Below are 21,082 nucleotides of genomic sequence, written 5' to 3'. Positions count from 1 at the left end.
CGCGAGCGTAAGTCCCTACTCCTCGGGCGGGAACACCGGCTCCCCGCTTCCGAGCAGGGTGATCGCGATGGCCTCCACCGGGCAGCCCTCCGCCGCCTTCAGGACGCGTTCGTTGGCGTCGGGCTCCGGGTCGCTGGGGTGGGACTGCATGGCGGAGTCGAGGTGGAAGGCGTCCGGGGCGAGGTGGACGCACTGGGCGGAGCCGATGCAGAGGGCGCGGTCGACCTCCACGTGCCAGCGGTCGCCCATCACCCGACCCCCTTCCCCGCGGCGACGGTGGCGGGCGGCTCGTATCCGGCGGGCAGGTGGATCATCTTGTGCTCGAGGTATTCGCCGTAGCCCTCGGGGCCGAACTCCCTGCCCAGGCCGGAGTTCTTGTAGCCGCCGAAGGGGCCGAGCATGTCGAGGCTGAAGGTGTTGACGGAGTAGGTGCCGGTGCGGACCTGGCGGGCGATGTCGATGCCGCGTTCGGTGTCGGCGGTCCAGACGCTGCCGCTGAGGCCGTAGTCGGAGTCGTTGGCGATCTTCACGGCTTCGGACTCGTCGCCGTACGGGAGGAGGCAGATCACCGGGCCGAAGATCTCCTCGCGGGCGATGCGCATGGTGTTGTCGACGTCGCCGAAGAGGGTCGGTTCGACGTACCAGCCGCGGTCGAGGCCGGGCGGGCGGCCACCGCCGGTGAGGATCTTGGCACCCTCCTCCTGGCCGATGCGTATGTAGTCGAGGCTGCGCCGCTGCTGGCGCCGCGCGACGAGCGGGCCGAGTTCGGTGGCCGGGTCGAGAGGGTCGCCCACCTTGAGCGCGGAGGCCGCCGCCGCGAAGGCCTCGGCGAACTCGTCGTAGCGGGAGCGGGGGACGAGGATGCGGGTCTGGGCCACACAGGCCTGGCCGTTGATCATCCAGGCGAAGGGGGCGATGCCGGCGACGGCGGTCCGCGCGTCGGCGTCCGGCAGGATCACGGCCGCCGACTTGCCGCCCAGTTCGAGGGTGACGCGGGTGAGGTTGCGGGCGCAGACCTCCATGACCCGCTTGCCGGCGGCGACCGAGCCGGTGAAGGAGACCTTGTCGACGCCCGGGTGCCCGACCAGGTACTCACTGACCTCACGGTCGGCCGGGAGGATGGAGAGCACCCCCTCGGGCAGGCCGGCCTCCGCCGCGATCTCCGCCAACAGGTAGGCGTCCAGGGGAGTTTCGGGCGAGACCTTCAGGATCGCCGGGCAGCCCGCGAGGAGGGCGGGGGCGAGTTTGGCGGCCGCGGTGAACTGCGGCACGTTCCAGGGGACGACGGCCGCGACGACACCGACCGGCTCGCGCCGCACGAGGATCTTCCCGAGTACGCCGTCACGCCGTTCCTCGTACGTGAAGTCGCGGGCCGTCGTGATCGCCGCGTCCCACGCCATCAGCGACGCCAGCGCCTGAACCATCACGCTGGAGGTGTACGGGGTGCCGTTCTGCGCGCTGATGAGGCGGGCGAAGTCCTCGTGGCGTACGGCGAAGGCGTCCTTGATCCGGGTGACGACCGCGATCCGCTCGTCGAGGGTCATACGGGGCCAGGGGCCGTCGTCGAAGGCCTGCCGCGCGGCGGCCACGGCCCGGTCGACATCCGCTCGCGAGGCGTGCGGTACGCGGCCGATGACCTCCTCCGTGTGCGGCGAGACCACCTCGATGACGTCCGTGCCCAGGGGGGCGGTCAGCTCCCCGCCGATGAACAGTTGTCCGTGTTCCACGAGCTCGGTCATGGGTTGCCGCCTCCCGGAGCCAGGTCTCTGACGATCCATCAGACAATGCGGTTGAAAAACTGATACCAGTTCCACTGAGAGGAGTCCATGCGCCTGAGAGTGCGGTTCGCGTGGCGGGTGCGGGTAGTCGTGTCCTCAGGGGCGCGGGGAACTGCGCGAGCAACCACACACACCCCGCACCCGCCCACGAACCCGCAACCGCCGAGCTCTCAGGTGTGCGGGGTCGAAGGGGCGGCAGCCCCTGGGGATGGGGCGGGTAGGGGCGGGTAGGGGCGGCGGGGGTGAAGAAGATACGACAGCAACGCCCAAGTGCAACCCGTTCTAGTTATAGTGGGGACCATGGCGCAGACGGTCAAGCACGGCGGCGGCGTACGCTCCATCAAGGTACCCATCCCGGACAACCCACTGGGCCACACACTCGTGTACGTCGTCGACACCGACCGCGGCCCCGTACTGATCGACACCGGCTGGGACGACCCGACATCGTGGGACACCCTCACCGCGGGACTGACGGCGTGCGGTACGACCGTCGAGGAGATCCACGGCGTCGTCATCACCCACCACCACCCCGACCACCACGGCCTGTCGGGCGCGGTGCGCGACGCGTCGGGCGCGTGGATCGCGATGCACGCCGCGGACACGGCGATCGTACGGCGCACCCGAGGCACCGGCCCGGACCGCTGGTTCTCGTACATGAGGGACAGGCTCACCGCCGCCGGCGCCCCCGAAGAACACCTGGCGCTTCTCCGCACCCCCACCCGCCCCCGCGCCCTCCCCGGCTTCTCCCCCGCGCTGCCCGACCGCGAGATCGTCCCCGGTGAACTCCTCGACCTCCCCGGCCGCCGCCTCCGTGCGATCTGGACCCCGGGCCACACCCCCGGCCACGTCTGCCTCCACCTGGAGGAGGTTCACCCGGCCCAACTCGCGGGCCACGGACGCCTGTTCTCCGGCGACCATCTCCTCCCCGAGATCAGCCCACACATCGGCCTGTACGAGGACCCGGACGACGACACCGTCACCGATCCCCTCGGCGACTACCTCGACTCCCTCGAACGCGTCGGCCGCCTCAGCCCGGCCGAGATCCTCCCGGCCCACCAGTACGCGTTCACCGACTCGGCGGGCCGGGTACGGGAGTTGCTGGCCCACCACGAGTCCCGGCTCACCGCCCTGCTCGCCCTGCTCGCCGAGCCCCTCACCGCCTGGCAGCTCGCCGAACGCATGCAGTGGAACCGCCCCTGGGACCAAATCCCCTTCGGTTCACGCAACATCGCCGTCTCCGAGGCCGAGGCCCACCTCCGCCGCCTGGTGAAACTGGGCCGGGCGGAGACGGCGACGGGGAGCGCGCCGGTCACCTACGTCGCGGTGTGAATGCTCCCCTCCCTGACTGAGGGGACCTGTCGGAGACAGAGGTGGCGAGCGTCCTGGGCTGCCCGGTCGGCACGCTGCGCAGCACCACCCATCGGTCGCTGACCCGGCTGCGATCTCGCGCCGGAGCTGGGCGCGCCCGCGCGTACCGCGGCCACGGCATCAAGCACCAACGTGCTGCCGCCGAAGGAGCGCACACGTAAGCGCGGCTGCCGACGCGGACAGCGCGACGCTGACCCAGGCCGCCAGCCGGTGGTCGTGCGTCGCCCCGGTCGCGGCGCCGGCGAGCAGCGGCCCCAGGAACGCGCCGGCGTTCAGCGCGACCGTGGCGAACGCCCCGCTCAGCGACGGGGCGCGGGACGCGACGAACATGACGTGATGGACGACGGCCGAGCCGATCCCGAACGACAGCCCGCCCTGGATGACGGCCGCGATGAACAGCGGCACCGGGCGCGCGCTGGTCGCGGCCAGCACCGCCCATCCGACGGGCAGGACGTACAGGGTACGGATCAGGCCCGGCCGCAGCCCCGGCCGCACATTGCCGACGCGCCCATTGCCGGCCCTCCCGTCGCCGACCCGGCCCGCGATCGTCACCCCGATGAACGCGCCCACGCCGAACGCGGCGAGCAGGCCGGGTACCGCCACGCCGGGCAGGTCGGCGACGTCCGTCGCGATGACGGCGAGGTAGGCGAAGGTCGCGAACGTCGCCCCGTTGACCAGGGCCGCGAGGAGCAGCGCCAACCGCACGGGACGCGCCCGCAGTTCGCGCGCCTCCCGCCTGATCGAGACGTCATGCGGACGAGGGGCGGAGGAAGAGGGCGCCGACCGGAACACCAGCGCCAGTGCGGGCAGGCACAGCGCGGCGACCGCCCAGAACACCGATCGCCAGCCGGACCAGTCGCCGAGCAGCGCGCCCGCGGGCACACCGATGACGCACGACAGCGTCACCCCGGACAGCAGGATCGCGGTGGCCCTGGGCCGCCGCTCCGGCACGACGAGGCCGGTCGCCACGGACATCGCGACCGCGAGGAACCCGGCGTTGACGATCGCGGCGACGACACGGGTACCGAACAGCACCGGGAAGCTCGCCGTGACCGCGCCGACCACATGCACGACGACGAACGCGGCCAGAAAGCCCGCCAGTGCCCGACGGCGTGGCCAACGGGCACTCAACGCGGCCATCACCGGCGCGCCGACGATCATTCCGACGGCATACGCGGAGGTCAGGCTCGCGGCGGCCGCCACGGACACGGACATGTCGTGCGCGATGCCCGGTACGAGCCCGGCCAGCATGAACTCGGAGGTGCCCTGCGCGAAAACGGCAAGGCTGAGGACGTAGACGAAGACAGGCAAGGAGTCGACTCCAGCGTCGAGGTACGCGAGATACGGGGACAGAGGCACGCGTGCCCGGTCACTGGAAGCGAGGAGTGAGAGGCGAGATCGCCAGAGGGGGCGACCGACCGCCAACTGGCTATTGGTCGCCGCTCGTCACAGAACCCGCTCGCCGCCGAGTGGCCGGCGGCTCGGTTCTGTCCGACTCAGGGTTCGTCACCCGAGGCACGGTAGTCCCGGCCCCACAGGCACTCAACCGGATTACGACGGGCCACGCGCCAGGCGGCGTTCGAGACCCCGGTCACATTCACCCCACCCACGAGCTGAACGCCCCGCTACGCCCCACCACGCTCCGTTACCTGAGCCGTGAACCACCCCACAGGACCCAGATCACATACGAACCGGGGTCGTAGATCGAACCGCATGCCATGCGCACGCCATAACCGCTCCTGACCAGCGCATTGAGAGCCACGTCACACAGCCAACCCTTTCCGCACATACGGCCACAACTAGCAAAAGGGGTGTTTGCGGACAGATCCCCCGGGCTGCTTCTCTGGACGAGTCGCACGGCGCCGACGTGCCCACCCGGGCCGCGGCGCCCACGTACGCCCCCACCGCACCTCACGTGGTGAAGGCATGCCCGCGACGGTCATGTCCCCGAAGAAAAGGTTCCCCGTGACTCTCTCCCTTCTCCGCCGCATCGCCTCCCCGAAGAAGGCCCTCGCCGGTGCCGCCGTGGCCGCCGCCACCGCCGGTACGCTGCTCGCCGCCGCGCCCGCCCAGGCCGCGTCGGACGCCTCTCAGGCACAGGCGATCGCGAAGAAGATGATCGGCGACTCGGCCCAGTACAGCTGCTTCGCCAAGATCGTCGACCACGAGAGCGACTGGGACGTCAACGCGACGAACGCGTCCTCCGGCGCCTACGGCCTGGTCCAGGCGCTCCCCGGTTCGAAGATGGCCTCCGCCGGTTCCGACTGGCAGACCAACGCCGCCACCCAGATCGAGTGGGGCCTGGACTACATGAAGGAGCGCTACGGCAGCCCGTGCGGCGCGTGGAACTTCTGGCAGGCCAACAACTGGTACTGATCAGCCCCACAGAGCAGCTGAGCTGAAGGCGGCGGCCCCGATCCCCGGGCCGCCGCCTTCGCGTTGCCCGCGTTGCCCGCATTGCCCGCATTGCCCTCCAGGACAGTGCCCCAAGAGACAATTTCGCCCCGTTGCGCACGCCCGTAACTTCGTCGCGGCAGCAAGTACGGCCGTAGACCGTCGCAGGAACCACCGCCCGACAAGGGGACAACACCGTGCGCAACCGCATCACCGTCGCCGCCATCGCCACCGCCGCGTCCGTCGCCCTCATCGGCGGCACCGGCCAGGCCTTCGCCGACAGCCAGGCCCCCGCCAAGCCCGCCGCGCCCTCCAAGCTGACCGTGGACGCGTACAAGGCCTGGTTGAAGAAGGCCCCGGGTGGCCTCAGCACGCTCGCGAAGTTCGCCAAGCTGCCCAAGGCCAAGCAGCAGGCCTTCGTCACCTACTTGCAGGACGCGAACGTCATCAAGGCGTTCAAGGCCGACCACAGCGGCGACGTCCCCAAGGGCGGCAAGAAGACGATCCGCTACAAGAAGGACGTCACCTTCGTCAGCACCGTGACCTCCACCGCGCACAAGAACAAGAACGGCACCACCACCCTCAACCTGTCCGTCACGGCGACCGAGCGCATCTTCGACATCCCGGTCACCAGCGTGACGACCCAGCTGGCCTACCAGGTCGGCAAGAACCACCTGGTCAACGGCAAGGGTCAGACGGTCAGCAACAAGAGCCGCAACCACAACGCCGCCTTCGCCTTCAAGGCATCCAAGGGCAAGATCGAGCCCGAGGCCAACATGCTCGACGGCGTGACCAACTGGACCGCCACCCCCAAGTTCAAGAGCGCCGGCACCAAGTCCGTCAACAAGGTCCAGGTGGCCATCGGCCTCGGCGACCACGGCTGGAGCCACGGCTTCGTCAACGGCAAGCGCTGACGCCGCACTCGAACCACACCGTCTTCCCGCCGCCGGGCGCGGGCTCCACGCCCCACTTGCCGACCGTCGCGTCGAGCAGGACGAGCCCGCGCCCGGACTCCTTCTCGAAGTCGGGGACGGACAGCAGCGGAAGCTCCGGGCTGCCGTCCGTCACCTCCACCCGCACCCCGTGCGTCTGCCGCCGGATCACCAACTCACAACGCCGGTCCGGGACATGGCGTACGACGTTGGAGAGCAACTCCGTCACCGCCAGCTTCGCGGGGTCCATCAGCTCGACCATGCGCCAGCGCAGCAGATGCAGCGCGACGATCCGCCGGACATGGCGGGCTGAGTGCTCACCCACCGTGAAGCTCATGCGGTAGTGGGTGGACGGCACCAGGGGCGGGCCGGGGTACGAGAGCGGGGGGACAAATGGGGGAATCGGCTTGTTCACACCACGAGCCTGACGTGGGCCCACTACTCTCGGCCACAGAACAGACACAACCCGTCCCGATGTGGGCCGAGTTGCACGAGAGGGGACCGTACGTGATCCGCCACATCAACGCCCTCGACCCCGGCGCCTCGCCACTCGACTACTACGGCTACGAGTTGCGGCGGCTACGTGAGGCCGCCGGGCTGACGCAGAAGCAGCTCGGCAGCATCGTCAACTACACCGGTTCGCTGGTGGGCCAGATCGAGACCGCGCGGAAGGTCCCGACGCCGGAGTTCAGCGAGCGGGTGGATGCGGCGCTGGGGACGGACGGGTTCTTCACACGCCTGGTTGACCTGGTGCTTCGCAGTCAACTTCCGGCCTGGTTCAGGCAGGTGGCCGAGCTTGAGGCGCGGGCGACCGAGATCAGTACCTTCCAAACGCACCTGGTCCACGGGCTCCTGCAAACCAAGGAGTACGCGAGGGCCGTGCTCGGCACCCTGGACAGGACCGACCTCGACGACCGCACCGCCGTACGACTGGGACGTCAGCGCATCTTCGAGAAGCAGGAATCCCCGGTCTTCTGGGCCATCATCAGCGAAGCCGCGCTCTGCCAGGAGATTGGTGGCCCGGAAGTGATGCGTGGCCAACTGGCCCGACTGTTGGCGTTCGAGGGCAATCCCCGGATCAACGTCCAGGTACTGCCGTTCTCGGCCGGAGAGCACGCGGGCGTGCAAGGCTCGTTCACTCTCTTCCACTTCGTGAGTGACCCAGCCATCGTCTATACCGAGGGGTACGGCAGCGGGCATCCCACCGCGAACCCGGACACCGTCAAGGACTGTTCGCTCCGTTACGATCATCTACGGGCCGCCGCGCATTCCCTCAAGGATTCGGCGGAGTTGATCCGGCGAGTGATGGAGGAACGCTATGGGGAGCAACGCGATTCCGACGGGGACTCAGTGGCGTAAGTCAAGCTACAGCGGCGACCAGGGCGGCGAGTGCGTCGAATGCGCCGCCCTCGGCCGCCTGGCCTGGCGCAAGTCGTCGTACAGCGGCGACCAGGGCGGCGACTGCATAGAGATCGCCGAAACCCCCCGCTCCGCCACCATCGCCATCCGCGACTCCAAGACCCCCACCGGCCCCCACCTCACCCTCACCCCCGCCGCCTTCACCACCTTCGTCAACTGGACGGCGGCGAACTAGCGCGGCAGCGCCACGCGCTCAGCACGCCGTCCCGGGGAGATCGACACGCGGGGCGGAGAAATCCTCAAGGCCCCGAAGAAACGTCAGGCCAGGGCGACCGGAGAGCTGTGTCTCGCCGGTGATGGTGAACCCCGAACGGATCAGTACGGCTCGGGACGCCGCGTTGTCGACCGTGGTGGCGGCGCGCAGGGCGGTCAACCCGTACTTGTCGGCGGCGAGGCCGCACATCTTCCGCACGGCCAAGGTGGCCAACCCTCGGCCCGCGGCCCGCTGCGCGATCCGATACCCGAGGTCGGCACTACCGTCCGCCACGTCCACCAGGTTGACCCGCCCCAGCACCTCGCCCTCGGGGCCGACCAGCACGTGGAAATAACAGACCCCGGCCTCCTGCTCGGCGAGCAGGTCACGGTGCCGCTCGTCGAATCGAGCGAAGTATTCCTCACCTCGGTCCGGGATGGACGCCGCGAAGTAGGCTCGATTCTCCCGCTCGAAGGCGAGGAGCGCGGGGGCGTGGTCCGGACGAAGCAGCTGAAGTTCAGGCATGCGAAGGACGGTATGCAACCAGGCACCGGCACAGGGACCAATTGGCAGTTCCGTCTCGGCTCGTCTTGGCCAAGCTCCGCTCACCAGGCCCTTCGCCGAGACAGATTTGCCAATCACAGAGCCCCGGCTGCCGTCCAGCCAGCCCGCGTTGCAGATCTTGCGTAGTCACCTTCTCGGCCGTGAACGGCCGAGCTTGTGCGCTCGGTCGTTCACACCTTGTCGCGCTCCCGACTGTCCCCTACGACAGGACGGTCACGGGTCGCATCTCCCTTTCCGGTCAGACCGGTTGCGGGACGGGCATGGTGACGAATGCCCACACCGAGCGTGCACGGTCGCGCACGTTGACCCCGGCGACGACGTCGGCAGGCCCAGCGAGACCGCACCGACGACAGCGGAATTGATCCCGGGTGGGCCGGTTGGCCCGCTCGGTGTGCCCGCAGCGCGGGCAGCGCTGCGAGGTATAGGCCGCGTCCACCTCGAGGAAGGGCACCCCGGCCCGTTTGGCCTTGTAGGCCAGGTGCTGTCCGAGCTGGTGGAAGGGCCAGGAGGAGAGGGTGTCCCGCTGGTCGCGACGTAGCCGTACCCGCTCACGGATCCCGCCGAGGTGCTCGACAGCGATCCCGCGACCGGTGCGTTGCGCAACGGACACGATCTCCTTACTGATGACGTGGTTCACCTGCGTGGCATGGCGACGCTCCTTGCGTGTGCGGCGGGCCAGGCGGCGGGTGGCCGAGCGGGTCTGTCTGGCCTGGAGTTCGGCGCGTTTGCGGGCCTGCCAGCGCCGGTAGCGGGACAGACGGCGGCCCTGGTGGTTCGTGCCGTCACTGGTGGTGGCCAGGTTCACGATGCCCCGGTCCACTCCGATCCAGCCGGCCGGCTCGTACACTGCCGGCTCGGGAATGTCGCAGGTGGCCATCAAGAACCACTTCCCGCCACGCTGGACGAGATCACTCTCGCCCTTGCGGTACTGCACGAGGGTCTTGAGCTGGTCGGGTGAGCAGGCGAAGCGGACGCCCTTCATCCGCCCGTCGACAGTCCAGATCGACACCGTGCGCGCGTCGTACTGCCAGGACAGGCAGCGGTCGTCGAACGGCTGAGCCGCCTCCGGCCGGAAGGCGATCGGGGTACTGAGCGCTGTGCGGTGTCGCTTGGAGGTGGGCGGGCCCAGGTTCCCGGCCTGCAGATTGGCCTTCAGGGTCGCGTAGGCGTCGACGACCTTCTTCACCGCCCGCACCACCGGCTGCGCCGACAGTCCGAACGTGGCCTTCAGATCCGCGTACACCTCCTTCTGCAGGCCGTTGCGGTCTTTGAGGTGCTTGGCGAAGGCAACCTGCGAGGCGTAGGTGGCGGCCCGGTTGCAGGCGCGCAGGGTCGCCTCGAGCGCCGGCGCCTGCTCGGGCGTCGGCAGCAGCTTCACCTGCACCACCAGCTTCACGGCATCGCACCGTAGTACGACGTCCGCACACACAACCGCCGTTCACCCGACAGTCACCACAGCAGGTGACCCGCAGGACATCTGTTCGCATTCTCCGGCTCCGCCGGGCAGCCGTACGGGCGCTCCGCGCCGGTCAGAGAGCAGATGCGGCGACGCTCCGCGTCGCAGCCGCAGGAGGCGATTCCTCCCCGGCGTGAACGCCGGGGCATCCTCGCCAGAAGCAGGTGAACTTCCGTAATCCTACTGACGCCCTCACGGGCCGGCCCCTGGCCTTGAAGTCCATGTCAGCGGCCGATACCGTTCGGATGCCCAGATGCTTGGGCGTGGCCGGCGTCGGGAAAGAGGACCACTTCGTGTCAACGCACGTTCGCTTTGCTGCAGGCTTCGGAGCAGCCGCCCTCACGCTGGCCCTCACGGCATGCGGCTCGGGGACGGACACAGAAGACAGCGGCAAGGGAGCGTCGGCCGCGGCGGGAGCCACGGGTGGGTCGGGGGGACAGGGCTCGAAGGACTGTCCCGACAAGCACACGGCAACGGTCGACGACACCAAGCTCGGCGGCAAGGCGGAGATCGACCTCTGTGGGCTTCCCGAGGCCCACAAGGCGACCGTCAGTGTCCCGTGGGCGAAGGTCGGCGAGAAGCCCTCCGACAGTGCCAACCCGACGAACGTCTGGCCGGTGTCGTGCAAGAGCGACTCCGACGACAGCTGCACGTTGATCAAGAAAAAGGTCAACACGTGGGACGCCGGGACCTGCGGAGGCAGCGAGGTCAAGCCTGACTGCCACCCGCAGCGGAACGAAGAAGTGTCCGTGGTGTGCCTGGCCAAGTACGACTACGGGAGGACGGAGAACTCCTCGGATCCGTCTGCCCGTTGGTACGGCGTACTGCTCGACAAGCGGCTGCTGGCCACCGGGACGGACGGTCGCGAAACCGACCACGTCGAGGTGTTCACCGACAAGGGTGGCAAACCTGTCGGCTTCATCGCCGCGAAGGAACTGAACAAGGTGTCGGTCGACCTGCCCGCCTGCGACGGCGCCATGCTGCACGGCTCTGATGCCCGTGACCTGGCCCAGATCGAAGGCCTGCCCGTCGACGAGGGCTGACGTGTCCGGTGCGTGACCTACGGGGCGGAGGAACTCCGCTCCGTACGGCATGGCGCGCTCACCACGCCGACCACGGCACCCGGCAGGTATGGGGGCCCATGCCTGCCGGGCACAGCGTCCTGATCACCGTCTTGCGGACGGCCCGCCACGTCCGCAGGGAGCACGCCAGCTGGACCCGCAGCTCGACCGCTTCCCTCGCCCCACTGCCCTGGCCGGGGTTCTCCCAGGCCCACTGCTCCGCGAGATGGTCGTAGAGGTAGGCGGTCGTCAACCCACTCTCGGGACAGGTGCGTACGACGGAGTCGGCAACGCCCCGGACGCTACGGCCCGCCACCGCCTCCGCGACGAGTCCCCGGACCCAGGCCAGCCCCTCCTCGTCCGCGTACAGACCGAGCCTCAGATTGCGCGTCCTCATCCCGCCAGGCTACAGCCGCTGGATGATCGTCCCGGTGGCGAGCCCGCCCCCGGCGCACATCGTGATCAGCGCGAACTCCTTGTCCAGACGCTCCAGTTCATGCAGGGCGGTGGTGATGAGCCGCGCCCCCGTCGCCCCCACCGGGTGCCCCAGGGCGATCGCACCGCCGTTCACATTGACCTTCTCCAGGTCCTGCTCGAAGACCTGGGCCCAGCTCAGGACCACCGATGCGAAAGCCTCGTTGATCTCGACGAGGTCGATGTCCTTCAGGGACATACCGGCCTTGCCCAGCACAGCCTTCGTCGCGTCGATCGGCCCGTCGAGGTGGAAGTGGGGGTCGGCCCCCACCAACGCCTGTGCGACGATCCGCGCCCTCGGCCGCAGCTTCAGCGCCCGCGCCATGCGTTTCGACGCCCACATGATCGCGGCCGAACCATCGCTGATCTGGGACGAGTTGCCAGCCGTATGGACAGCCGTCGGCATGATCGGCTTCAGCCTCGCCAGCGCCTCCATGGACGTGTCCCGCAGGCCCTCGTCCCTGTCGACCAGCCGCCACATGCCCTGCCCGGCCCGCTGCTCGTCCTCCGTCGTGGGGACCTGGACCGCGAACGTCTCCTTCTTGAAGCGCTCCTCGGCCCATGCCACGGCCGCCCGTTCCTGCGACAGCAGGCCCAGGGAGTCGACGTTCTCGCGGGTCAGGCCCCGGTGTTTGGCGATCCGCTCGGCCGCCTCGAACTGGTTCGGGAGGTCGACGTTCCACTCGTCGGGGAACGGCTTCCCGGGTCCGTGCTTGGAGCCCGACCCGAGCGGCACGCGGGACATCGCCTCGACGCCGCAGGAGATGCCCACGTCGATGACGCCCGCCGCGATCATGTTGGCCACCATGTGCGAGGCCTGCTGAGAGGAACCGCACTGGCAGTCGACGGTCGTCGCGGCCGTCTCGTACGGCAGGCCCATGGTGAGCCAGGCGGTCCGCGCGGGGTTCATGGACTGTTCGCCGGCGTGGGTGACCGTACCGCCGACGATCTGCTCGACGCAGTCGGCGGGGATACCGGTGCGGCCCAGCAGCTCACGGTAGGTCTCGCCGAGGAGATAGGCGGGATGAAGGTTGGCGAGCGCGCCGCCGCGCTTGCCGATGGGGGTCCGTACGGCTTCGACGATCACGGGTTCGGCGGGCATGGGTGCGGGGTCCTTTCCTCCGACCCGCGCCCCGTAGGGGCGCGGGGAACTGCGCGACCAGCCACAGACGGCCCGCAGTCTTCTCACTGCCTTCCAGCGGAGCGAACTGGTACGCGTTCTAGTTCTGTACAGCAGTCTGCTGACGGCGACTCCGATGCCGCAAGGGGCGCGCGGCAATTGAGGGCCCCATGCCCCTTGCTACTTCTAGAACCCGTTACTACGGTCGGCGCAATTCCCCATAGCTGATGCTCCGTCAGGAGTTGCCGATGCCCTGTCCAGCGCTGCCCGACGGGTTCGACTTCACCGACCCCGACCTGCTGCACCACCGTGTCCCCCTCCCGGAGTTCGCCGAGCTGCGCCGCACGGAACCGGTCCACTGGGTCCCGCAGGCGCCCGGCATCGCGGGCTTCGAGGACGAGGGCTACTGGGCCGTCACCCGGCACGCGGACGTCAAGTACGTGTCCACGCACCCGGAGTTGTTCTCCTCGTATCTGAACACCGCGATCATCCGGTTCAACGAGCACATCGAGCGTGACGCCATCGACGCGCAGCGGCTGATCCTGCTGAACATGGATCCGCCGGAGCACACCCGGGTCCGCCAGATCGTGCAGCGCGTGTTCACGCCACGGGCCATCCGCGCTCTGGAGGACAACCTGCGCAACCGCGCCCTCACCATCGCCGAGCAGGCCCTCGCCCACTCGGGCCCGTTCGACTTCGTCACCCAGGTCGCCTGCGAACTGCCGCTGCAAGCCATAGCGGAGCTGATCGGCATCCCGCAGGAGGACCGCATCAAGATCTTCGAGTGGTCGAACCGGATGATCTCGTACGACGACCCGGAGTACGCCATCACCGAGGAGATCGGCCAGCAGTCGGCCATGGAACTCATCGCGTACGCCATGAACATGGCCGCCGACCGCAAGCAGTGTCCCGCGAAGGACATCGTGAGCACCCTGGTGGCCGCCGAGGACGAGGGCAACCTGGCCTCGGACGAGTTCGGCTTCTTCGTGCTGATGCTGGCGGTCGCCGGCAACGAGACCACGCGCAACGCCATCACCCACGGCATGCACGCCTTCCTCACCCACCCCGACCAGTGGGACCGCTACAAGCGCGAGCGCCCGGCGACGGCCGCCGAGGAGATCGTCCGCTGGGCCACCCCGGTCAACTCCTTCCAGCGCACCGCCACCCAGGACACCGAACTCGGCGGCAAACTGATCAAGAAGGGGGATCGTGTCGGGGTCTTCTATGCCTCCGCCAACCACGACCCCGAGGTCTTCGACGACCCCGACACCTTCGACATCACCCGGGATCCCAATCCACACCTCGGCTTCGGTGGCGGAGGGCCGCACTTCTGTCTCGGGAAGTCCCTGGCCGTCCTGGAGATTGACCTGATCTTCAACGCGGTCGCCGACGCGATGCCGGACCTCAAACTCGTCGGCGAGCCGAGCCGGCTGCGCTCCGCCTGGATCAACGGGGTGAAGCACCTCCAGGTGACCGCCACCTGACGGCACGGCACGGCACCGCACCGCACCGCACCGCTGGACCGCACATGCCCGTTCGGTCGCCCCAACGTTGCCCTCGAATCCCTGGTCCCCTCCCCGGTCTGTCACATATGCAGGCAGGATCGCGTCCCAGACCGGAAGAGGCCCCGTACGCGCTCAGGACTACGCCCGCAAGTCCGGCACCGGCATCGAACGGGCGCCGGCCCGCCCCCGGGTCGGCGGCGGGAGTACGCCGCTCCAGCGGCTCCTCGCCCTGCAGGGCACCGCCGGGAACGCTGCCGTCGTACAACTGCTCCGTGAGGCGGGACATCCCGGGGCGCGGGAGCGGCACCAGCACGGTGCCGGCTGCGGCCACGAGGTGGCGGAGGCCCAGGTGCAGCGCTCCGCCGTCCATGACGTCCTGCGCGGCGCGGGGCGGCCACTCGACGACGCCACCCGTACCGACATGGAGGCACGCCTCGGCGCCGACTTCTCCGACGTCCGCGTCCACGACGACGGTGCGGCGAGGGCCTCGGCGGCGGCGGTGGGGGCCCGCGCCTACACCTCCGGAAGCCATACAGGGGACGCCCTTCGCGCGCGGAACCCCCACGCCTTGCGCTTCGGCGACGTCCTCTCCCCGGAAGGGCCATAGGGCGTGTTGCGAAAGTCCCGTCGTCCGCCCGGAGGGCGGGCCGGGCGGCGTCATGGGGGTCCCCCCGCTCGAGCGAAGCCGAGAGTGGGGGAGCGTGCTCTCGGCGCACCGGGCGAAAGCCCAAGTACATCCAGATACGAGGGTGTGTGCCCGGCACGCCGAGAGCACGCGCCTCCGCGGACATCAGCCGCTGCCGCGGCGGGCGCGTGGCAGCCCGCCGGGCGACGACGGGAAGGTGACGACAGGCCCTAGCGCCGTTCCACAGCTGCTGACTCCTGGCTGCTGGTTGGTTGTGGTTGCTCACGCCCACGCGGCGGAGCCGCATCATGTCCCGCCCCGCGCCCCTTGCGGGGCGCGGTGGTCCTGGGCCCCGTAAGGATGTACGTCAGGGCGAAGCCGCCCCCCACCACCGCCGCGCCGCCCACCGCGTCCAGAACCCAGTGGTTGCCCGTTGCCACGATCGCCAGGACGGTGAAGGTCGGGTGGAGCAGGCCCAGGACCTTCATCCACACCCTGGGGGCGACGATGGCGATGGTCAGGCCGCACCACAGGGACCAGCCGAAGTGGAGTGAGGGCATCGCCGCGTACTGGTTGGTGAGTTCGGTGAGCCTGCCGTAGTCCGGCTTGGAGAAGTCCTGGACACCGTGGATCGTGTCGATGATGCCGAGGCCGGGCATCAGGCGCGGCGGCGCCAGGGGGTAGAAGAAGAAGCCGAAGAGGGCGAGGACCGTGGTGAAGCCGATGGTGGTGCGGGCCCAGCGGTAGTCGGCGGGGCGGCGCCAGTAGAGGATGCCGAGGACGCTGAGCGGGACGACGAAGTGGAACGACGTGTAGTAGAAGTCGAAGAAGGTCCGCAGCCAGTCGACCTGGACCACCGCGTGGTTGAACCAGTGTTCGATGTCGATGAACAGGGCCTTCTCGGCGGCGAGGATCTGTGACGCGTGCTCCTCGGCGGCGGCCCGGCTGCCGGTGGCCTCGAGACGGGTGCGCTGATAAGCCGCGTAGGTGACGCGGATCAGGAGCAGTTCGAGGAGCAGGTTCGGGCGGGTGGCGACCCTGCGCAGCAGCGGGGCCCAGCTGAAGCGGGTCTCGGCCTTCGGGGCGTACTCGGTGGGGATCGGGGCCCGGTAGTACTCCGAAGTGCGGGACAGGAACGGGACGGCGAGGGCGGCGGCGAGCGCGGCCAGCAGGACGACGTTGTCACGCAGCGGGTGCAGGACACCCATGTTCGGCACCATCATCTTCGCGGGCAGCGTCATCACCAGGACGACGGCGACCGGCCACACGTACCGGCCGGAGGCCCTCGTGCCGACCCGGCCGACGACCGCGAGCAGCACCCACAGCAGCTGGTGTTTCCAGGACGTCGGGGAGACGGCGACCACGACACAGCCGGTGATCGCGACGGCGAGCAGCAGCTGTCCGTCACGGGCGTAGTGGATGGCCCGCCGCATGCCGAACGCGGCGACGGCGGCCGCGAGGGCGAAGAAGAGCGCGATCTCCAGCGGGCCTTCGAGGCCGAGCCGGAGCAGGGCGCCGTGCAGGGACTGGTTGGCGAGGTCGTCCGCCCGGCCGCCGAGGCCGACGCCCGCGAGGTGGTACACCCAGTAGGTGTACGAGTCGTGCGGCATCGCGGCCCAGGTGAGCGCGGTGACCCCGGCGAACGTGGCGCCGGTGGACGCGGCGGCCTGCTTGCGGCCGGTGAACCACAGCAGCGGCACGAAGAGCAGCACGGTCGGCTGGAGGGCGGCGGCGAGCCCTATGAGGACCCCGCTGATGCGCTCGCCCCGGACCGCGAAACAGCCCGCGAGGACGAGCAGGACGGGGATGATGCTGGTCTGGCCCAGATACAGCGTGTTGCGTACGGGCAGCGACAGCATCAGCAGCGTGACCGCGACGGGCGCCGCGAGCAGGGTGCTGCGCCGGGTGACGGGCTGGGGCAGGGCGCGGGCGGCGACCAGGCCCAGGGCGACGACCAGGAGGAGAGTGCCGAAGGTCCAGCCCCAGCCGAGGGCCTGTTCGGCCATGCGGGTGAGAGGTTTGAGGACGAGGCCGCTGAAGGGCGTACCGGTGAACTTCGTCGACTCGTAGAGCGAGCCCGTGACGTGCAGGACGCCCGCGGGCCCGACCCAGGTCTCCAGATCCGTCAGCCGCTCACCTCTGGGCGTGTTCAGCACGACCGCGATCTGCCGCAGGGCCAGGACGCCGGCGATCAGCCACAGCACCGCCCGTACCGTCCCCAGTCGTGCGGCCACCAAGCCGGCCCTCCCGGCACCGCTCGGTCTGCTCTGCTCCGCGTTCGCCACGCCCCGTTGCCCTCCCACCCCGTCGATGTCCCGTCCAGAAGGCTCGCACTGCCCCTGCCGTGAGACGCGGGCAATCCCCTCTTTACCTGAGAGTCGCCCCTCTTTTGTCCGGATGACGATAGCCCGCCGCACGTTGCCTGCCACCTCGAGGGCGCGACGTGGATCACAGCGGATCACAGATGCACATCACCGGTATGGCTGTGACGGGCCACGGACAAACACCTGGGAACATGGCCGCACGCACATATGCGCGGCAGAAGGAGCACGGGGGATGAGGACCAACAGTCTCGTACGGGGGCCTGGGCGTGGGCGGTTGTGGGTGGTCGTCCTGGCGCTGCTGGGGTTCCAGCTGGCATCGCTCGTGGCACCGGCGTACGCCTGCGGGTGCGGCGCGATGCTGCCGGACGCGCAGCGGAACGTGTATGTGAACCGCGAGACGTCGATCGTGCGCTGGGACGGCCGCGAGGAGCAGATCGTCATGCGGCTGACGGTCACCGGCGACACCCGTACGGCCGCCTGGATCATGCCGGTGCCGAACCGGGCGACGGTCGAGCTCGGCGACGCGGCCCTCTTCGACCAGCTCGCCGAGGAGAGCGCCCCCGAGTACCGGACCCGGGAGTACTTCTGGCCGAAGTCGAGCGACTGGCCGTTCGACATCGGCGAGGTCGACGGCGCGGGGGCCGCGCCGGGCGAGGGTTCGGTGGGTGTCGTCGGCCGCGAGCGGCTCGGTCCGTTCGACGTGGCCCGGCTGACCGCCACCGACTCCGGCGCCCTCGGCGACTGGCTCGACAAGAACGGCTTCGAGCTCTCCGACCGCCTGGACACGGCGCTCCAGCCATACGTCGAGCAGAAGTGGGAGTACGTGGCGATCAAGCTGGCGCCGGAGGACACGGGCACGGACATCCCGCTCAACGGCACCCTCGACCCGCTGCACCTCACCTTCGCCAGCGACGAACTGGTGTACCCGATGCGCCTGTCGCGCCTGGCCACGACGCCGCAGGCCCTCAGCCTGTACGTCCTCGCCGAGCACCGTATGGAGCCGAGCTCGACGATCGGCGGCGAGACCCCGGAGGTGAGGTTCGCCGGACGCATCGGCCTGCAGTACGGCACGCTCGGCGCGCTCACCGACGCGGGTACGGACTACCTCACCGCCGTCGACCAGAACTTCCCGCAGCCGTCGCGGATCTCCGGCGACCACACCCTGCGGCAGACGGAAACCGACGAACCCTACCGAGAGGTCATCTACGTGGACGAGATGTGGACCGTGGGCGGAATCCCCGGCTGGCTGTTCTCCTTCGGCATCGGCTTCGCCGTACTGGTGATCAAGGGGGTGGCCGTCGCGATCGTGCTCAGGCGGAACGCGCGCAAGCAGCCGCCGCCGGTGCCGGTGGGGTACCCGCAGGGTCCGCAGGGGGGATACCCGCCGCCGGGCGGGTTCCCGCCGGGTGCGTATCCGCAGGGCGGGCATCCGCAGGGCGGGCATCCGCAGGCTGCGAACCCGACGGCTGCCACGGACGGGGCGTCCGGCCCGAAGGACTGAAACTCGCGGCGGCCCGTGCGATATCGCTGGCACGGGCCGCGGGCTGCGCCTACCATTCGTTAGGGCAACTAGTTAGCCGACCTAACTAGCCACACGAAGAGCGAGAGCGCAGGAGGCATGGCTTCATGAGTGAGTCGCGGGCCTGGGAAGACGTCGACGACTACTTCATCACCCACCTCTCCCCCAACGACGAACCCCTGGAGGCCGCGCTGCGCGACAGCGACGCCGCCGAGCTCCCGCCGGTCAACGTCACCGCCAACCAGGGCAAGTTCCTCCAGCTCCTGGCCCAGATCCAGGGCGCCCGCCGCATCCTGGAGATCGGCACCCTCGGCGGCTACAGCACCATCTGGCTGGCCCGCGCCCTGCCCGCCGACGGCCGGCTGATCTCCCTGGAGTACAGCGCCCGGCACGCCGAGGTCGCCTGCCGCAACATCGCGCGCGCCGGCCTCGACACACTCGTCGAGGTACGGGTGGGCCCGGCCCTGGAGTCGCTGCCCAAGCTGACCGACGAGAACCCCGAGCCGTTCGACCTGGTCTTCATCGACGCCGACAAGGCCAACAACCCGCACTACGTCGAGTGGGCCCTCCGGCTCACCCGCGCGGGCAGCCTGATCATCATCGACAACGTCGTACGGGGCGGCCGCGTCGCCGACGCCGACAGCACCGAGCCGGACATCCGGGGCACCCGGGCCGCCATCGAACTCATCGCCGCGCACCCCAGGTTGACCGGCACGGCGATCCAGACGGTGGGCAGCAAGGGCTACGACGGGTTCGCGCTGGCCCGGGTGCTCGACTAGGGCGTGTTGCGAAAGTCCCGTCGTCCGCCCGGAGGGCGGGCCGAGCGGCGTCATGGGGGTCCCCCGCTCGAGCGAAGCCGAGAGTGGGGGAGCGTGCTCTCGGCGTGCCGGGCGGAAGGCCCCCTAGATGGACTGGACGTACTTGGGCTTTCGCCCGGTGCGACGGTGGGGGCCCCTCCCGCTCATGGGCCCCTCCCGCTCGAGCGAAGCCGAGAGTGGGGGAGAAGCCGAGAGTGGGGAGCGTGCCAGGCGTCGGGCGGCAGGCGGCAGGCGGCACTTTCGCAGCACGCCCTAGCTAGGGCCTGTCGTCACCTTCGCGTCTGCCCGCGACGTCATGCACCTACGCGGACATCAGCCGCTGCCGCGGCGGGCGCGGGGCCGCCCTCCGGGCGACGACCGGAATGTGACGACAGGCCCTGGGGGGCCAGAGGGCTTCGGCTGGTCAGGGCTCGTGGTAGAAACCCACGTTGACGCTGCGCGGGGCCGTGCGGTCGAGGATGACGAGCTCGCCGGAGCCGCCGGCCGGGATCTTCGCCGTACCGCCGTACGGGAGGGGCTGGGGCGGATGGCCGGGGAGTGCCAGCCGGACCTCGGAGGAGGGGTCGGCGTGGGTGCCGCGCAGCCAGGTGACCTGCCATGTGCCGTCGGGGCCGCACAGGAACTCCAGGTGAACGCGGGACACGAACAGCCAGTCGTCCGGTGTCGCGAGACGGCACACCGCCCGGTCCCGGCCCACCCTGAGCATGGCGCCCGGCTCGCTGGGCGCGTCGGCCATCTGCATTCCGGCCGTCGCCCCGGCGTCCGCCTCGGACACCGAGGCCATGGTGAGTTCGAGCACGTACCGCTCCTAACGGGTCAACACCAATTATCGCTGCGCACGGCGCGTTTGGCGCACGCCGCCGCATGATAATTCCCCAGCTCGTCCCGTTGTGTGGCCTCCGGCACAATGGATGTATGACCGAGCGAAAGCCACCCGGTGTCAGCTTCGAGTCCTTCGTCGACAAACAGATCCGCGACGCGGAGGCACGCGGCGACTTCAAGTCCCTCCCCGGCGCCGGCCGCCCGCTCGCCGGCGACGACACGACGTACGACGAACTCTGGTGGATCAAACAGAAGATGGCCCGCGAGGGCATGTCGGTGCTGCCACCGACCCTGGCGCTGCGCAAAGAGGCGGAGGACGCGCTGGCGGCAGCCGCCGTGGCCCCCTCCGAACGCGTCGTCCGCAAGATCATCACCGAGATCAACACGAAGATCCGAGAGATGATGTTCAAGCCGCCACCGGGACCACCGCTGGGTCTGAAGCCGTACGACGTGGAGGCGGTCGTGCGGGAGTGGCGCGAGAGACGCGAGAGGCATGAGCCGGGCGGCTGACAGCAAGCCGAGGCGCGTCACCTTCGAGCGGCAGCCCCTCGGCCGCACGAGGTCGCGGAAGCGGTCAATGAAGGTCCGGGTCGGTACTCGCTCCTCGGGCCAGTGCATCCCAGAGGATGGCTGCCACGAAGGGACTCTGTCGCTCGATCTTGTCCAGCCACTCAGCTGTCACTTGTCCAGCCACTCAGCTGTCAGCAGCC

General features: G+C 69.5%; 21 protein-coding genes. 11 read left to right on the top strand and 10 right to left on the bottom strand.

Features of this window, described 5'->3' with window-relative positions; genetic code table 11:
- Positions 1-15: 15 nt before the first annotated feature.
- Complete coding sequence (locus CES90_RS12550; protein WP_189784226.1) at positions 16-249, bottom strand: ferredoxin; 234 nt, start codon at positions 247-249, stop codon at positions 16-18.
- On the bottom strand, positions 249-1,739 hold the full coding sequence (locus CES90_RS12545) for an aldehyde dehydrogenase (RefSeq protein WP_189784225.1): 1,491 nt from the start codon (positions 1,737-1,739) through the stop codon (positions 249-251). The genes CES90_RS12550 and CES90_RS12545 overlap by 1 nt, the downstream gene beginning before the upstream one ends.
- 339 nt (positions 1,740-2,078) lie before the next feature.
- Here CES90_RS12545 and CES90_RS12540 point away from each other — a divergent pair, with 339 nt between their 5' ends.
- The gene (locus CES90_RS12540) at positions 2,079-3,107 is read left to right on the top strand and encodes an MBL fold metallo-hydrolase (RefSeq protein WP_189784224.1); all 1,029 of its coding nucleotides are present in this window, start codon (positions 2,079-2,081) and stop codon (positions 3,105-3,107) included.
- A gap of 159 nt (positions 3,108-3,266) precedes the next feature.
- Here CES90_RS12540 and CES90_RS12535 read toward each other — a convergent pair whose 3' ends face one another.
- Positions 3,267-4,457 (bottom strand): Cmx/CmrA family chloramphenicol efflux MFS transporter, encoded by a 1,191-nt coding sequence (locus CES90_RS12535; RefSeq protein WP_189784334.1) that lies wholly within the window; start codon positions 4,455-4,457, stop codon positions 3,267-3,269.
- Positions 4,458-5,111: 654 nt separating this feature from the next.
- Between CES90_RS12535 and CES90_RS12530 the strand changes: the two genes are divergently transcribed.
- Both CES90_RS12530 and CES90_RS12525 read left to right on the top strand, forming a co-directional pair.
- Entirely contained in the window at positions 5,112-5,522 is a 411-nt protein-coding gene (locus CES90_RS12530; protein ID WP_456300562.1) for an aggregation-promoting factor C-terminal-like domain-containing protein, read from the top strand.
- Between the two features lie 215 nt (positions 5,523-5,737).
- The gene (locus CES90_RS12525) at positions 5,738-6,454 is read left to right on the top strand and encodes a hypothetical protein (protein ID WP_189784222.1); all 717 of its coding nucleotides are present in this window, start codon (positions 5,738-5,740) and stop codon (positions 6,452-6,454) included.
- On the opposite strand, the gene CES90_RS12520 is transcribed toward CES90_RS12525, so the two are convergent.
- Positions 6,438-6,809: an ATP-binding protein gene (locus CES90_RS12520; protein ID WP_189784221.1), complete on the bottom strand. Its 372-nt coding sequence runs from the start codon at positions 6,807-6,809 to the stop codon at positions 6,438-6,440. The two genes, CES90_RS12525 and CES90_RS12520, sit on opposite strands and share 17 nt — an antisense overlap.
- A gap of 173 nt (positions 6,810-6,982) precedes the next feature.
- Here CES90_RS12520 and CES90_RS12515 point away from each other — a divergent pair, with 173 nt between their 5' ends.
- Both CES90_RS12515 and CES90_RS12510 read left to right on the top strand, forming a co-directional pair.
- Positions 6,983-7,831: a helix-turn-helix domain-containing protein gene (locus CES90_RS12515; RefSeq protein ID WP_189784333.1), complete on the top strand. Its 849-nt coding sequence runs from the start codon at positions 6,983-6,985 to the stop codon at positions 7,829-7,831.
- On the top strand, positions 7,791-8,066 hold the full coding sequence (locus CES90_RS12510; RefSeq protein ID WP_189784220.1) for a DUF397 domain-containing protein: 276 nt from the start codon (positions 7,791-7,793) through the stop codon (positions 8,064-8,066). Before CES90_RS12515 ends, CES90_RS12510 begins: the two co-directional genes overlap by 41 nt.
- 18 nt (positions 8,067-8,084) lie before the next feature.
- On the opposite strand, the gene CES90_RS12505 is transcribed toward CES90_RS12510, so the two are convergent.
- Both CES90_RS12505 and CES90_RS12500 read right to left on the bottom strand, forming a co-directional pair.
- A complete protein-coding gene (locus CES90_RS12505; RefSeq protein WP_189784219.1) occupies positions 8,085-8,609 on the bottom strand; it encodes a GNAT family N-acetyltransferase in 525 nt (174 codons plus the stop codon).
- A 277-nt stretch (positions 8,610-8,886) separates the two neighbouring features.
- The gene (locus CES90_RS12500) at positions 8,887-10,044 is read right to left on the bottom strand and encodes an RNA-guided endonuclease InsQ/TnpB family protein (protein ID WP_229913954.1); all 1,158 of its coding nucleotides are present in this window, start codon (positions 10,042-10,044) and stop codon (positions 8,887-8,889) included.
- Between the two features lie 353 nt (positions 10,045-10,397).
- Here CES90_RS12500 and CES90_RS12495 point away from each other — a divergent pair, with 353 nt between their 5' ends.
- Positions 10,398-11,147, top strand: coding sequence for a hypothetical protein (locus CES90_RS12495; protein WP_189784218.1), 750 nt, complete (start codon positions 10,398-10,400; stop codon positions 11,145-11,147).
- Between the two features lie 58 nt (positions 11,148-11,205).
- Here CES90_RS12495 and CES90_RS12490 read toward each other — a convergent pair whose 3' ends face one another.
- A complete protein-coding gene (locus CES90_RS12490) occupies positions 11,206-11,562 on the bottom strand; it encodes a hypothetical protein (RefSeq protein ID WP_189784217.1) in 357 nt (118 codons plus the stop codon).
- 9 nt (positions 11,563-11,571) lie between these two features.
- Positions 11,572-12,741, bottom strand: a complete 1,170-nt coding sequence (locus tag CES90_RS12485; protein WP_189784216.1) for a steroid 3-ketoacyl-CoA thiolase — start codon at positions 12,739-12,741, stop codon at positions 11,572-11,574.
- A gap of 266 nt (positions 12,742-13,007) precedes the next feature.
- Here CES90_RS12485 and CES90_RS12480 point away from each other — a divergent pair, with 266 nt between their 5' ends.
- Both CES90_RS12480 and CES90_RS51935 read left to right on the top strand, forming a co-directional pair.
- A complete protein-coding gene (locus tag CES90_RS12480; RefSeq protein WP_189784215.1) occupies positions 13,008-14,243 on the top strand; it encodes a cytochrome P450 in 1,236 nt (411 codons plus the stop codon).
- A 67-nt stretch (positions 14,244-14,310) separates the two neighbouring features.
- Positions 14,311-14,871: an eCIS core domain-containing protein gene (locus CES90_RS51935; protein ID WP_373313412.1), complete on the top strand. Its 561-nt coding sequence runs from the start codon at positions 14,311-14,313 to the stop codon at positions 14,869-14,871.
- A 248-nt stretch (positions 14,872-15,119) separates the two neighbouring features.
- Here the strand turns inward: CES90_RS51935 and CES90_RS12470 are convergent, their stop codons facing one another.
- Entirely contained in the window at positions 15,120-17,174 is a 2,055-nt protein-coding gene (locus tag CES90_RS12470; protein WP_189784214.1) for a bifunctional glycosyltransferase 87/phosphatase PAP2 family protein, read from the bottom strand.
- A 271-nt stretch (positions 17,175-17,445) separates the two neighbouring features.
- Between CES90_RS12470 and CES90_RS12465 the strand changes: the two genes are divergently transcribed.
- Together CES90_RS12465 and CES90_RS12460 are read left to right on the top strand one after the other, a co-directional pair.
- Positions 17,446-18,714 carry a DUF2330 domain-containing protein gene (locus CES90_RS12465; RefSeq protein ID WP_189784213.1) on the top strand — a complete coding sequence of 423 codons (1,269 nt, stop codon included), beginning with the start codon at positions 17,446-17,448 and terminating at the stop codon, positions 18,712-18,714.
- A gap of 125 nt (positions 18,715-18,839) precedes the next feature.
- Positions 18,840-19,511, top strand: coding sequence for an O-methyltransferase (locus tag CES90_RS12460; protein ID WP_189784212.1), 672 nt, complete (start codon positions 18,840-18,842; stop codon positions 19,509-19,511).
- Between the two features lie 442 nt (positions 19,512-19,953).
- On the opposite strand, the gene CES90_RS12455 is transcribed toward CES90_RS12460, so the two are convergent.
- Positions 19,954-20,349 (bottom strand): hypothetical protein, encoded by a 396-nt coding sequence (locus tag CES90_RS12455; protein ID WP_189784211.1) that lies wholly within the window; start codon positions 20,347-20,349, stop codon positions 19,954-19,956.
- A gap of 116 nt (positions 20,350-20,465) precedes the next feature.
- On the opposite strand from CES90_RS12455, the gene CES90_RS12450 reads away from it, so the two are divergent.
- Entirely contained in the window at positions 20,466-20,882 is a 417-nt protein-coding gene (locus CES90_RS12450; protein WP_189784210.1) for a DnaJ family domain-containing protein, read from the top strand.
- Positions 20,883-21,082: the final 200 nt, after the last annotated feature.

Source organism: Streptomyces capitiformicae, from assembly GCF_002214185.1.
GTDB classification, from domain to species: Bacteria; Actinomycetota; Actinomycetes; order Streptomycetales; family Streptomycetaceae; genus Streptomyces; species Streptomyces capitiformicae.
The sequence above is the reverse complement of the archived record's forward strand: the minus strand, read 5'-3'. Positions and strand labels throughout refer to the sequence as shown.

What these genes read in the sequence shown, in the direction of transcription:
- CES90_RS12540 (WP_189784224.1), top strand. Translation starts at nt 2,079, where the DNA reads ATGGCGCAGACGGTCAAGCACGGCGGCGGCGTACGCTCCATCAAGGTA.
- CES90_RS12510 (WP_189784220.1), top strand. Translation starts at nt 7,791, where the DNA reads ATGGGGAGCAACGCGATTCCGACGGGGACTCAGTGGCGTAAGTCAAGC.
- CES90_RS12505 (WP_189784219.1), bottom strand. Translation starts at nt 8,609, where the DNA reads ATGCCTGAACTTCAGCTGCTTCGTCCGGACCACGCCCCCGCGCTCCTC.
- CES90_RS12490 (WP_189784217.1), bottom strand. Translation starts at nt 11,562, where the DNA reads ATGAGGACGCGCAATCTGAGGCTCGGTCTGTACGCGGACGAGGAGGGG.
- CES90_RS12480 (WP_189784215.1), top strand. Translation starts at nt 13,008, where the DNA reads ATGCCCTGTCCAGCGCTGCCCGACGGGTTCGACTTCACCGACCCCGAC.
- CES90_RS12520 (WP_189784221.1), bottom strand. Translation starts at nt 6,809, where the DNA reads ATGAGCTTCACGGTGGGTGAGCACTCAGCCCGCCATGTCCGGCGGATC.
- CES90_RS12450 (WP_189784210.1), top strand. Translation starts at nt 20,466, where the DNA reads ATGACCGAGCGAAAGCCACCCGGTGTCAGCTTCGAGTCCTTCGTCGAC.
- CES90_RS12485 (WP_189784216.1), bottom strand. Translation starts at nt 12,741, where the DNA reads ATGCCCGCCGAACCCGTGATCGTCGAAGCCGTACGGACCCCCATCGGC.
- CES90_RS12545 (WP_189784225.1), bottom strand. Translation starts at nt 1,739, where the DNA reads ATGACCGAGCTCGTGGAACACGGACAACTGTTCATCGGCGGGGAGCTG.
- CES90_RS12550 (WP_189784226.1), bottom strand. Translation starts at nt 249, where the DNA reads ATGGGCGACCGCTGGCACGTGGAGGTCGACCGCGCCCTCTGCATCGGC.
- CES90_RS12465 (WP_189784213.1), top strand. Translation starts at nt 17,446, where the DNA reads ATGAGGACCAACAGTCTCGTACGGGGGCCTGGGCGTGGGCGGTTGTGG.
- CES90_RS12460 (WP_189784212.1), top strand. Translation starts at nt 18,840, where the DNA reads ATGAGTGAGTCGCGGGCCTGGGAAGACGTCGACGACTACTTCATCACC.